The organism is Kitasatospora sp. NPDC052868, assembly GCF_044547105.1.
In the GTDB taxonomy this organism is placed as follows: domain Bacteria; phylum Actinomycetota; class Actinomycetes; order Streptomycetales; family Streptomycetaceae; genus Kitasatospora.
Map to the genome: position 1 here is coordinate 172186 of NZ_JBITZW010000005.1, position 11969 is coordinate 184154.

Here is an 11969-nt window from a genome sequence, read left to right on the forward strand (position 1 = left end):
TCAGATTCCGATCTGGAAGTCGGCGAACTGGTTCTGCAGGTCGTTCACCATGGAGTCCCAGACCCCGGTGACGAGCAGGAGACCGACCGCGACGAGCATGCCGCCGCCGATCCGCATGACGAGCGGGTAGTGCCGCTTCACCCAGCCGAAGGCGCCCAGCGCCCGGCGGAAGGCCACCGCGGCCACGACGAACGGTACGCCCAGGCCCATGCAGTAGAAGAACATCAGCAGTGCGCCGCGCTGGGCGTCGGCCTGGTTGAGCGCCAGGTTCGTGACCGCTCCCAGGGTCGGCCCCATGCACGGGGTCCACCCGACGCCGAAGACCACGCCGAGCAGCGGCGCCCCGAGCAGTCCGATCACCGGGCGGCGGTGCGAGCGCACCTCGCGCATGCTCAGGCCGGGCACGAACCCCATGAAGGCGAGCCCCATGACGATGGTGACCACACCCAGGACCTTGCTGATGACCTGCTGGTGCTCCCTGAGCGTGTCGCCGAACTGGCCGAACAGCGCCCCGCCGGAGACGAAGACGGCGGTGAAGCCCAGGATGAACAGCACCGCGCCGAGCAGCATCCGGCCGCGCCTGGTGCCGCGGGCGTCCGCGAGGTCGGCGGCGGAGAAGCCCGTCACGTAGGAGAGGTAGCCGGGGACGAGCGGCAGCACGCAGGGCGAGAAGAACGAGACGAGGCCCGCCACCAGTGCGATCGGCGCCGCGACCAGCAGCGCCCCGCTCTGGATGGTTCCGATGTTGTCGGCGAGGTGGACGGCAGCGCTCACGACTTGGGCTCCGCCAGCACCGGCTGAAGCATCGACTCCAGGGCTTCGTCGACCTGGCCGCCGACGGCCCGGGCGGCGAGCTTGCCCTCCCGGTCCACCACGATGGTGGTCGGGATGGACTGGGAGTTGAGGCTGCCCTTGGGGAACTTCAGCAGCTCGGTGCCGGCCGGGTCGAACAGGCTGGGGTAGGTGATGCCCTTCTCCTGCTCGAAGCGGACGGCGTTCTTGATCTCCTGGTCCCGGGTGTTGATCCCGAGGAACTGGACGCCCTGGTCCTTGTACTTGTCCCAGACCCGCTGGAGGTCGTCCGCCTCGCTCCGGCACGGCCCGCACCAGGAGCCCCAGACGTTGAGGACGACGACCTTGCCCCGGTAGTCCGAGAGCTTGACCGGGGTGCCCTCCAGGGTGTTGCCGCCGATGTCCGGCGCGTCCTGGCGGTGGCCGACCTCGGCCCGGGAGATGTTGGTGCCCTTGCTCGTGACGAATCCGACCTGCCCGTCGGCGCTGCCGGACGAGCCGGACGAGGAGCACCCGGAGAGGGCGAGCGCGGCGGCGGCAGCGGTGGCGGCGGTCGCTGCGGCGAGACGGGGACGGGGGCGCGTCGTGCCAGACATGTGAAAAGTTTCGCATGCTCCGACGACCGGGTTCGGGGGGGTCCGACCTTACGTGTCGAACCCCCTCTGACCTGCGGCTGGATCAGACCAATCGGCCGCGCCGGGGGTGATGAAGACCATATTTAGATCGGCCTTACATCACCCCCGGCCGCCCGGTCAGGCCCCGAAGCTCTTGCCCACCGGCTTGCCCTTGCCGCCCTTGCCCACCAGGTGCGCCGGCAGCAGGTCGCGGGCCGGTTCGCGGTAGCCGACCGAGACGATCCGGTCGCCCTCGTAGGTGAAGCTGGTCAGCGAGGCCAGCGAGCACTGCCGGCGGCGCGGGTCGTGCCAGAGCCGGCGGTGCTCCACGAAGGAGCGGACGGTCCAGATCGGCAGCTGGTGGCTGACGCAGACCGCCTCGTGCCCGCGCGCCGCGTCCCGGGCGGCGGCCAGCGCGCCCATCATCCGGACGGCCTGCTCCAGGTACGGCTCGCCCCAGGACGGCCGGAACGGGTTGGTGAGGTACTTCCAGTAGCCAGGGTTGCGCAGCGACCCGTCGCCGACCCCGAAGGTCTTGCCCTGGAAGATGTTGTCCGCCTCGATCAGCCGGTCGTCCACCGCGAGCTCCAGGCCGTGCGACTTGGCGACCGGCTCGGCGGTCTCCTGCGCCCGCTCCAGCGGGGAGGCCACCACGTGCGTGATGTCCCGGTCGGCCAGGTCCTCGGCGACCCGGTCGGCCATCTGCCGGCCCAGCTCGGACAGCCGGTAGCCCGGCAGGCGGCCGTACAGGATGCCCTCCGGGTTGTGCACCTCGCCGTGTCGCATCAGGTGGACGACGGTGATGTCTTTGGCGCTCACTTCTCGGTTCTCCTGGGGTTGGCTGGGAGGGTTACGCGGGCCGGGCCTCGGCGGCCGCACGGGCGGCGGCCGGCAGGGCGGCGGCGATCCGCTCGATCGCCCGCTCGTCGTGGGACGCCGAGACGAACCAGGACTCGAAGGCGGACGGCGGGAGGTAGACGCCCTGGGCGAGCATCGCGTGGAAGAAGGCGGTGAAACGGTACGCCTGCTGGGTCTTCGCCTCGTCGTAGTTGGTGACGGCGGCCTCGGTGAAGAACACCGAGAACATGTTCCCGGCGGTCTGCAGCCGGTGCACCACCCCCTCCTTGGCGAGCGCGTCCGACACCAGGGCGGAGACCTCGGCGGCGACCTTGTCGACCGTCGCGTACACCTCGTCGGTGCAGCCGCGCAGCTGCGCCAGGCCGGCGGCGGTGGCGACCGGGTTCCCGGAGAGCGTGCCCGCCTGGTAGACCGGGCCGGCCGGGGCCAGGTGGGCCATCACGTCGGCGCGGCCGCCGAAGGCCGCCGCGGGGAAGCCGCCGCCCATGACCTTGCCGAAGGTCAGCAGGTCCGGCGCCCAGCCCTCGTGCGCCGCCTCCAGGCCGTACCAGCCGGCCTTGGAGACGCGGAAGCCGGTCATCACCTCGTCGGAGATGAACAGCGCGCCGTTCTCCCGGCAGAGCCGGGCCAGGCCGCCGTTGAAGCCGGGCAGCGGCGGGACGACGCCCATGTTGCCGGGCGAGGCCTCGGTGATCACACAGGCGATCTCGCCCGGGTGCGCCCGGAACGCCTGCTCGACGGCGGCGAGGTCGTTGTACGGCACCACGATGGTGTCGCCGGCCTGGGCGCCGGTGACGCCCGGGGTGTCCGGCAGCCCGAAGGTCGCCACGCCGGAACCGGCGGCGGCCAGCAGCGCGTCCACATGACCGTGGTAGCAGCCGGCGAACTTGACGATCTTCGCCCGCCCGGTGAAGCCGCGGGCCAGCCGGATCGCCGACATGGTGGCCTCGGTGCCGGAGGAGACCAGGCGGACCTGCTCGACCGGGGCGACCCGGGCGACGATCTCCTCGGCCAGTTCGACCTCGCCCTGCCCGGGCGTGCCGAAGGAGGTGCCGCGCGAGACCGCCTGCTGGACGGCCTCGATCACCGGCGGGTACGCGTGGCCGAGGATCATCGGGCCCCACGAGCACACCAGGTCGACGTACTCGCGACCGTCGGCATCGGTGAGATAGGGGCCGGTGCCGGACACCATGAAGCGCGGCGTGCCGCCCACCGCGCGGAAGGCGCGCACCGGGGAGTTGACGCCGCCGGGCGTCACAACCGAGGCGCGGTCGAAGAGCGACTGGGACTGGGGTGCTTCGTAGGGGTAGCTCACGGGAGACATGGTCTCAAATCGTGTCCTTGACCTCTGCATGTCGGACCCGATCATCTGGAACGATGATCCGGGTGCCGGAGTCTGTACGGTTATCCGTACAACGGGGCCCCTGGCTGCTTCCGCTGCACGGACCAGTCAGACTGTGCACCTCAGGGTGTGCAGACATTCCGGATGTGCAGGGTGGGTGCAGGACTGCCGCGTGCCTCGATTGGGTACGGCGGCGACATGACGGGTAAGGAGCACGTCCGGGGGACGCCGGGCGTGCGGGGGTCTGTCGATTCCGGCGAATTCCGGTGAGGATGGTCCGAGTGTCCGAGGCGCAGGACGGCTACGACGAGGCCGCGGGTGGCACCCGCAGGCCCACCGGGGCCGGACGCGGGGGTACGGGAGCGGGTACGGGTCGTGGCGGTCGAGGTGGCGAGAGGCGGGGTGAGGGACGCGTGGGGGTGACCTACAAGTATTTCGGCGCACCCGACCGCGCCACCGCCGCCAGAGTCCCGACCGCGCTCGGTCCGGGCGGGCTCGGGCTGGACGCCGGCGAGCTCGGCTCGCTGGGGCGGCTCGGCGACCTGATGGAGACGAGCGGCTCGCCCAACGGGCACCTCTCCACCAAGATCAAGCCGGAGACCATGAGCGCCATGGTCCTCACCGGCATCCAGGGCGTGCCGCTGCACCAGGTCCCGCCGCTGGAACTGGTCGTGCTGCACCCCGACTACGCCGTCGTCCAGCTCCCGCAGAACGTCGTCGAACCGCTGCGCAAGGCCGACGAGACCGAGCTCGGCGCCGCCGCCTTCATCTGGTCCACCGTCCCCGACCGCCGCGGCCCGCGGGACGCCTTCGTGATCTACAGCATGCTGCACGAGTGGCAGGACTTCGCGAACCGCCTGCACGACGCGGGCCACCAGCTGTACTGCCTGGTCTGGCCGTAGCCCGACCCTTCGCAACACGTCTGCGGGCCGCCGGGATTGACCCGGCGGCCCGCTTCTGAACGGCGATCAGCTCCTGGTGTGTCAGGCCCGTCGTGTGTCAGGCCCGTCGCGTGTCAGAGCAGCGGCGGGGTGCCGTCCCCGGCCGCCGCCGCGGCGGCGGCGGGCTTGAGGACGACGGCGGCGAGCACCAGGGCCAGGGCGAGCAGGGCGGCGGCCACCGCGAAGGCGAGCCGGAACCCGCCGGTGAGGGCCTCGGCGCTGGAGTGCCCGGCGGCCGTCAGGCTCGCGGTGCGGGCCCCGGCCAGGGTGGTGAGGACCGCGACGCCCAGGGCCGCGCCGACCTGCTGGGTGGTGTTGAACAGGCCCGAGGCGGTACCCGCGTCGGCCGCGTCGGCGCCGGACATCCCGAGGGAGGTGAGTCCGGAGAGCACCAGGCCCCCGCCGCCGATGAGCAGCATGGTCGGCAGCAGGTGGACGACGTAGTCGGCGTCGGCCGGCAGCCGGGCCAGCAGGCCGAGTGCGGCGACCAGCAGGGCCAGCCCGGCCAGCAGCACGTTGCGCTCCCCGAAGCGGGCGTTCAGCCGGGCGGAGAGCAGGAGCGAGACGGCGCCGATCGCGACCGCCGCCGGGAGCAGCGCGAGACCGGTGGCCGCGGCGCCGTAGCCGAGCACGTTCTGCAGGTAGAGCGCGACCAGGATCTGGAAGCCGAACATCCCGGAGATGGCCAGGACCTGCACCGCGTTGGCACCGGAGACGTTGCGCGAGCGGAACATCCGCAGCGGCAGCAGCGGGTGGGCGGCGCGGGCCTGGCGGAACAGGAAGCCGGCCAGCAGCAGGAGCGCGAGCGCGCCGAGGCCGAGCGTCCGGGCGGAGGTCCAGCCGTGGGTGCCGGTGCCGACGATCGTGTAGATGCCGAGCATCAGGGCCGCGGTGATCAGTGCGGCGCCGAGGGTGTCGGCGCCGGCCCGCAGGCCGGGGCCGCGGTCGGAGTCGAGCACCCGGACGGCGAGCAGGGCGGCGGTGAGGCCGAGCGGCAGGTTGATCAGGAAGATCCAGTGCCAGTTGAGCGCCTCGGTGAGGACGCCGCCGAGGACCTGGCCGATCGAGGCGCCGGCCGCGCCGACGAAGCTGAAGGCGCCGATCGCCCGGCCGCGCTCACGCGGCTCGGGGAAGAGCGTGACGATCATGCCGAGGCTGACCGCGGAGGCCATCGCGCCGCCGACGCCCTGGAGGAAGCGGGCGGCGATCAGCACGCCCTGGCCGGTGGCGACCGCGCAGAGCAGGGAGGCGGCGGTGAAGAGGGCGATGCCCGCGACGAAGACCTTCTTGCGCCCGATCAGGTCGCCGAGCCGACCGGCCAGCAGGAGCAGTCCGGCGAAGGCGATCAGGTAGGCGTTGACCGTCCAGGTGAGGTCGGCGGGCGAGAAGTGCAGGTCGTCCTGGATGGCCGGGAGGGCCACAGTGACGATGCTGCCGTCCAGGATGATCATCAGCATGCCCGCGCAGAGCACCGCCAGGGCGAGCAGGCGGGAGCGGACGGGGGCCGACGGGCTCGGAGCCGCTGCGTTCGCGGCCGCTCGGCCCGGGGCGGGCTTGGTCGGGGCGTGCGTGGTCATGGTGGGTCTCCCGGTTCGTCGAGTACCGGGTGAAACATTAGCAGATGGTTTTGTTCGGGACTATCTTTCTCGGGAGCAGATGCCGCGCGCGCTCCCCTGCTCCGGACCGCCTCAGCCCCGACCGGCTCAACCCCGGGCTCGACGGGCCCGCCGCACCGGGCGCTCGCTCTCCACCGGCTCCGCCAGATGCCCGTCCACCAGCCGGGAGAGCGCCGAGACGAAGACCCCCCGCTCGGGCTCGGGCAGCGACTCCAGCACCTCCCGGTGCACCCGGTCGGCGATCGCGGTGCCCTGCTCGACGGCTCGGGCCCCCGCCTCGGTGACCGAGATGATCCGGGCCCGCCGGTCGGTGGCCGAGGGGCGGCGCTCGGCCAGGCCGGCCTTCTCCAGCTCGTCGACGGTGACGACCATGGTGGTCTTGTCCAGGTCGGAGAGCTCGGCCAGCTGGATCTGGGTGCGCTCGGCCTCCTGGGCGTGGAACAGCACGCAGTAGGCGCGCGGGGTGATCCCGAGCTCGGTGAAGGCGGCCGCCATCCTGGTCGCCAGGACGTGGCTGGCATGGTCCAGCAGGCCGGAGAGGTCGCGGATCTGGCGCACGGGAAGGCTCGTCGTCATGCTTCCGAGGTTAGCAACGCCGTCTGCTCGCGGATGATCCCGTTGACCAACCACCTGCCGGGCCCCTCGACGGCCCTCTCGACGGCCCGGTCCTCCCTGGGGCCGCCGGGCCGCCGGGCCGCGCGGTCTACGGAATGCCCAGCTCGAACAGCGCGTAGCCCGCGTACCAGCCGGAGGCGACGGCCGGCAGCGCGAACAGGCCGACCAGGGTCGGCAGCCGCAGCCGGCGCAGCGCGATCGCCAGCCCGATGAACAGCGGGAAGGCCGGCAGCAGGTAGCGCGAGATGTTGCCGAAGATCTGGTTGCTGCTCAGCGCGGTGAAGACGGTCAGCAGCGTGTAGACGATCAGGACCAGCGGCGGCCGGACCCGCAGCAGCAGCACCAGCAGGCCCGGCAGGGCGATCAGCAGGGCCACCGCGATGAGGTCCGGGACGGGGTTGGACTGCCAGAAGCTCCAGTGCCCGGTGATCACGTCCAGGAAGCTCTGCGAGGTGGAGGCGCCCCAGTCGAAGTAGCGGTTCCAGGCCCCGCGCTGCAGCTTGAAGTAGCCGCCCCAGTCGCCCATCCGGTAGCCGACCCAGGCGACGTACCAGAGCAGGCCCCACGGGGTGATCAGCATGGCGAAGAGGGGGCGCGCGATGCCGTCCGTACGCCGGATCAGTGCCACCAGCGCGGCGATCGAGACCGCCGCGATCAGCACCGCGGCCGTCGGCCGGTTGAGGCCGGCCGCCAAGGCGAGCACGCCGGCCGCCGGCCAGCGGTGCGTCATCACGCAGTAGCAGGCCCAGGCGGAGAGGGCGACGAAGAGCGAGTCCGAGTAGACCGCCCACTCCACGCCCGAACCGGGGAAGAGCCCCCAGATCATCGCCGCGATCACGCCCGCCTTGAAGCCGCCGAGCCGGTCCGCCACGGCGAAGATGCCGGCCGCCGCGACGAAGGAGGCCAGCACCGAGACCACGATGCCCGCACCATACGGGCCGAGGCCGGTGACGGCCGAGACCAGCCGCATCAGCCAGGGGTAGAGCGGGAAGAACGCGGCCGAGTTCTCGTAGTACGAGGCCAGCGGGTAGCCGTGCAGCGGGATCAGCTGCGGGTCGTAGCCGGACTCGGCGATCCGCTGGTACCAGATGCCGTCCCAGGTGCCGAGGACGTCCCAGGGCCGGGCGCCGCCGCCGCGGCCCGGGTCCTTCTTGAGGAAGTCCCCGGTGTGGGAGAGCAGCAGCATGAAGACGGTCAGGCCGGTGGCCTTGACCACCGCGTACGCGCCGAGCGCGGGCGCGAAGCGGTCGACCGCGGCCGCGAACCGGCCCTGGCCGCGCGTGTCCGCGGGCTCCGTCCCGACGCCGGACGGCTCCGCGCTCGCCGGTTCGGTACCCGACGTCCTCGGTGTGCTCGATGCCGTGCTCATCAGCTCTGGACTCCGCCCCCGCTCGTGATCGGCGCGGCCGCGATCGCGACGCCGTCGAGCGAGCCTACGGCACAGGGGTTCGACGGCCCGAGCCAACCTTCCGTACGTGGCGCCCGAGGATCGGGGACGTCGCCGCCCCGTCTGCCGGATCCGGCAGACGGGGCGGTGACGGGGTGGGACCGGTCAGCCGTGGAGGTAGACGATGCCGAGCTTGGTGAGCTGCCAGAGCTGCTCGGGGGCGCCGGTGTCGACGGCGAGCTGGACCAGGCGGTTGCCCTTGGCGTCGAGGGTGCCGCTCGCGGTGACGACCTTGCTCTGGTCCTGCGAGTCGGCCAGCTTGTAGCGGCCGTCGCCGGCCGGCTTGAAGACCCAGTGCTGGTTGCCGCCGCCGTTGCAGCGCCACTGCTGGACCCGGGTGCCGGGGGCGGTGGAGGCGGCGTTGGCGTCCAGGCACATGTCGCGGTTGCCGCTGAAGTCGAGCTCGAAGCCGCCGCCCTGCTTCGCCTCCAGCACGAAGGACTGGTTGAGCCCGCCGGTGGCGGGGTAGGTGATGGCGCCGCGGCCGTTGGTGGAGTCGCCGTAGGTGCCGCCGCCCGTGAGGTCGAGGACCTTGCCGTCGGCCGCGTTGGCGAGCTGGTACCAGGCGCCGTCCTCGGGCGCGTCGGCGAAGGGCCGGCCGGGCGTGAGCGGTTCGATGGACGTGGTGTTCTGCTGGTTGAGGGTGCAGTACGCCTGCTGCTGGTCGGGCCGGGCGTAGAACTGGCCGAGGCAGACGCCCTCGCCCCGGTAGCCGGCCACCCGCAGGTGGTACGACTGGCGGACCATGTTCATGCACAGGCCGGGGATCCCGATCTGCTGGTCGCAGCCGTTGCGCACCCACTCGGAGAGGTTGATGACGTCCCCGTTGCTGTACTCGTAGGGCGAGCTGGTCCACTCGGCGCAGACCTCGTGGCCGAAGGCGACCCGCCGCTGGTCCAGGTACCGCACGCCGGGCACCTGTTCGGCGGCGGCGCGCAGGGTGTCGCTGAAGACCGGCACCACCCAGTTGTGGCCCCAGGCGAGGTCCTCGGGGAAGGCCGGGCAGCCGTCGGCGACCTTGCCGATGTAGTCGTTGCGCCGGATGTCCGGGGTGATCGGGTTGAAATACGACTGGTAGACCAGCTGGTAGGAGGAGTCGGCGTAGCCGGCCCCGCGCATGGTCTGACGGATGCTCTGCAGCGCGGCGACGACCTTGGGCTGGACCCGCTTGGCCCGCTGGGCGATGTCCTCGCTGCCGATGGTGTCGCGGCAGCCCTGGTCCTTGGGGATCGGGAAGTACTGCGCGAGGCAGTGCATCATGATGCCGCTGAAGTCGAAGTCGTCGTTGGCGCCGATCGTGACGACGACCATCTTGACGTCGTACTTGCCGGCCGCCTCGGCGAGTTGGACGTCCTGCTTGCGCTCGCCGAAGTCCCCGCTGCCCGGTCCGGTGATCTTGGCCAGCTCGGGGTCGCTGACCAGGTCGCCGGTCTGGGCGCCGGAGCAGGCGAGGTCGACCGGGGTGACGCCGGGGATGCCGGTGACGAAGATCTCCGACTTGGGGTGCCGGTGGCAGTAGTTGGTGGGGCTGTCGGTCTCGGGGAAGTAGCCGTCGCCGGTGTCGGTTCCGGCCCCCTCCCCGGAGATGGCGCTGTCGCCGAGGGCGACGATCGCGGCCGGACGGGCGCTGCCGGCGGCGGCCGGGGCGGTGTCCGCGAGGGCGGCGGGGGCGCCGGCCAGGCCGAGGGTGGCGATGAGGGCGCCCGCCGCGAGCAGTGCGCCGTACGGGGAGCGGCGCGCCGCCGACCGGCTTCGCCGCGCACCCGACAATCGTGACCTGATCACACACGACTCCTTGCGAGGAGGGGACCGCCCGGCCTGGGGTGCCGGACGGCTCGGAGCGGAACTGCCGGGCGCGGGCGCCGGGCAGGGGCGCGGAGCAAGAAAGGTGAGCAGGTCTCATATTCTAGGTACTGACAAGTAACGCAACAAGGCTTGTGACAGCACCGGCAGTTGCCGCCCGCGGGCGGCGGCGGACCAGGGCCGCAAACGCGGCGAGCCGCCGCCCCGCGCCCCAGGAGGGAGGCGAAGGACGGCGGCTCACGCCGGCCGAACCGGGCGTGTGTCAGCCCGCGTTGACGCAGTGGTTGCCGAACGCCGGGTTCAGCAGACCGATGATGTCGATGGTGTTGCCGCACAGGTTGACCGGAACGTGCACCGGGACCTGGACCTGGTTGCCGGAGATGACACCGGGCGAACCGGCGGCAACGCCCTCCGCGCCCGAGCTGGCCATCGCGGAACCGGCACCGGCCGCAACGATGCCCACCACGGCGGCGCCGACGGCGGCCGTCTTCTTGATGCTCATATGAGCCTCCTGACTATCGACAGAGATGCACGGGGAGTGCGACATCTCCAACGAGCCCTCCCGGGGGCGGTTGCGAGACCGGGCCCACTGTCACCCGACCGGCCCAACGGCGGCGGGCTCCCCGGCATTCGGGTGATCAGGCAGTCCGACCGTTTCCCCCCGGGCCCTGCCTCGTTCTCCCTGGCGGAACCCGCTCCACCCAGGCCCTCTCACGAATCGAGTACCGCACCATGCGCAAGCTCGCCCACGCCGCCTTCGGCACCGCGGCCACCGCCGCCCTGCTGGTCGCAGGTGCCGGCGCCGCCGCCGCCCACCACGCCCACGGCGCCAGCGCCGAGGGTGTCGCGGCGAACTCGCCCGGCGTGGCGTCCGGCAACCAGGTCCAGGTGCCGGTGCACGTGCCGGTCAACCTGTGCGGCAACTCCGTGAACGTGATCGGCCTGCTCAACCCGGCGTTCGGCAACAGCTGCGCCAACGCCTGACGGATCCCCCCGACGACCGCCCGGCCGTGACCGCCGGGCGGCTCAGTGACTCCCGGGAGATCCCCGTACCGGTCCGCGTTCCGCACGGGCCGCGGACCGGTACGGGGGCCCTCCTGGTCGCGCCTTTGCACGAATCGTCCCCCGCCGTGCGGGAATTGTTCGCGAGGTGCGGGAACGAGGCGGCCGTACATCGTCCAAGCCACGGACGAAACACGCCATTTGGGCCGCCGGAGTGACAATGCACGGCATTCCAGAAGCCAACGGGCGATGATTCCCTTTCGCCCGGCCCCCGACATTTCCAATCCGTCGGGCAGAAAACGGAGGAAGAACATGCGTAACTTCAAGAAGGCCGCCGCCCTGTCCCTCGCCGCTGCCGGCCTGGTCGTCGGCGCGGCCGGCGGCGCGTTCGCCAGCTCCGGTGCCGAGGGCGTCGCCGCCGGCTCCCCGGGTGTGCTCTCCGGCAACCAGATCCAGATCCCGGTGCACATCCCGGTCAACGTCTGCGGCAACTCGATCGGCGTCGTCAGCATCCTCAACCCGGCGTTCGGCAACCACTGCGCCAACATCGGCTGAACCCGCGGTCGCCCAGTGGGCGACTGCTGATTCACCGAGCCCGTGCCGCACTTCGCCTCCCGGCGGGGTGCGGCGCGCTCCACCCGTGTGTGATCTAGGAGATCAACCCCCATGCAGAACGTGAAGAAGGCCGCTGTCCTCACCGCTGCCGCGGCCGGCGTGGTGCTGGCCGGTGCCGGCTCCGCCGCCGCCAGCTCCGGCGCCGAGGGCGTCGCCGCCGGCTCCCCCGGTGTCGCCTCCGGCAACCAGGTCCAGGTGCCGGTGCACGTGCCGATCAACCTGTGCGGCAACTCCGTGAACGTGATCGGCCTGCTCAACCCGGCGTTCGGCAACAGCTGCGCCAACGTGGAAGCGCACCCGCACCACGCGGACGACTGCTGATCT

At 71.8% G+C, this 11969-nt stretch carries 13 protein-coding genes; 4 read left to right on the forward strand and 9 right to left on the reverse strand.

Annotated elements, in window-relative coordinates:
- The 4 genes from ACIGZJ_RS11430 to hemL all read right to left on the reverse strand — a co-directional run bounded on the left by ACIGZJ_RS11430 (nucleotide 1) and on the right by hemL (nucleotide 3588).
- Nucleotides 1-774, reverse strand: coding sequence for a cytochrome c biogenesis CcdA family protein (locus ACIGZJ_RS11430; RefSeq protein ID WP_396456977.1), 774 nt, complete (start codon nucleotides 772-774; stop codon nucleotides 1-3).
- A complete protein-coding gene (locus ACIGZJ_RS11435) occupies nucleotides 771-1388 on the reverse strand; it encodes a TlpA family protein disulfide reductase (RefSeq protein ID WP_396456978.1) in 618 nt (205 codons plus the stop codon). The genes ACIGZJ_RS11430 and ACIGZJ_RS11435 overlap by 4 nt, the downstream gene beginning before the upstream one ends.
- Nucleotides 1389-1544: 156 nt before the next feature.
- Nucleotides 1545-2192, reverse strand: coding sequence for a histidine phosphatase family protein (locus ACIGZJ_RS11440; protein ID WP_396457113.1), 648 nt, complete (start codon nucleotides 2190-2192; stop codon nucleotides 1545-1547).
- A gap of 64 nt (nucleotides 2193-2256) precedes the next feature.
- On the reverse strand, nucleotides 2257-3588 hold the full coding sequence (gene hemL, locus ACIGZJ_RS11445; protein WP_396456979.1) for a glutamate-1-semialdehyde 2,1-aminomutase: 1332 nt from the start codon (nucleotides 3586-3588) through the stop codon (nucleotides 2257-2259).
- A 437-nt stretch (nucleotides 3589-4025) separates the two neighbouring features.
- Here hemL and ACIGZJ_RS11450 point away from each other — a divergent pair, with 437 nt between their 5' ends.
- Nucleotides 4026-4508 (forward strand): hypothetical protein, encoded by a 483-nt coding sequence (locus tag ACIGZJ_RS11450; RefSeq protein WP_327678121.1) that lies wholly within the window; start codon nucleotides 4026-4028, stop codon nucleotides 4506-4508.
- A 113-nt stretch (nucleotides 4509-4621) separates the two neighbouring features.
- Here the strand turns inward: ACIGZJ_RS11450 and ACIGZJ_RS11455 are convergent, their stop codons facing one another.
- The 5 genes from ACIGZJ_RS11455 to ACIGZJ_RS11475 form a co-directional block, all read right to left on the reverse strand.
- Nucleotides 4622-6124: a DHA2 family efflux MFS transporter permease subunit gene (locus ACIGZJ_RS11455; protein WP_396456980.1), complete on the reverse strand. Its 1503-nt coding sequence runs from the start codon at nucleotides 6122-6124 to the stop codon at nucleotides 4622-4624.
- A 126-nt stretch (nucleotides 6125-6250) separates the two neighbouring features.
- A complete protein-coding gene (locus ACIGZJ_RS11460; protein WP_392937408.1) occupies nucleotides 6251-6739 on the reverse strand; it encodes a MarR family winged helix-turn-helix transcriptional regulator in 489 nt (162 codons plus the stop codon).
- Between the two features lie 127 nt (nucleotides 6740-6866).
- Nucleotides 6867-8147 carry a hypothetical protein gene (locus ACIGZJ_RS11465; RefSeq protein WP_396456981.1) on the reverse strand — a complete coding sequence of 427 codons (1281 nt, stop codon included), beginning with the start codon at nucleotides 8145-8147 and terminating at the stop codon, nucleotides 6867-6869.
- A gap of 183 nt (nucleotides 8148-8330) precedes the next feature.
- Nucleotides 8331-10010: an RICIN domain-containing protein gene (locus tag ACIGZJ_RS11470; RefSeq protein WP_396456982.1), complete on the reverse strand. Its 1680-nt coding sequence runs from the start codon at nucleotides 10008-10010 to the stop codon at nucleotides 8331-8333.
- Nucleotides 10011-10290: 280 nt separating this feature from the next.
- Entirely contained in the window at nucleotides 10291-10530 is a 240-nt protein-coding gene (locus ACIGZJ_RS11475; RefSeq protein WP_392937400.1) for a chaplin, read from the reverse strand.
- 230 nt (nucleotides 10531-10760) lie between these two features.
- Between ACIGZJ_RS11475 and ACIGZJ_RS11480 the strand changes: the two genes are divergently transcribed.
- The 3 genes from ACIGZJ_RS11480 to ACIGZJ_RS11490 all read left to right on the forward strand — a co-directional run bounded on the left by ACIGZJ_RS11480 (nucleotide 10761) and on the right by ACIGZJ_RS11490 (nucleotide 11966).
- On the forward strand, nucleotides 10761-11012 hold the full coding sequence (locus tag ACIGZJ_RS11480; protein ID WP_396456983.1) for a chaplin: 252 nt from the start codon (nucleotides 10761-10763) through the stop codon (nucleotides 11010-11012).
- A 330-nt stretch (nucleotides 11013-11342) separates the two neighbouring features.
- Nucleotides 11343-11585 carry a chaplin gene (locus tag ACIGZJ_RS11485; RefSeq protein ID WP_392937398.1) on the forward strand — a complete coding sequence of 81 codons (243 nt, stop codon included), beginning with the start codon at nucleotides 11343-11345 and terminating at the stop codon, nucleotides 11583-11585.
- A gap of 111 nt (nucleotides 11586-11696) precedes the next feature.
- Nucleotides 11697-11966, forward strand: a complete 270-nt coding sequence (locus tag ACIGZJ_RS11490) for a chaplin (RefSeq protein ID WP_396456984.1) — start codon at nucleotides 11697-11699, stop codon at nucleotides 11964-11966.
- The last annotated feature ends 3 nt before the right edge of the window (nucleotides 11967-11969 follow it).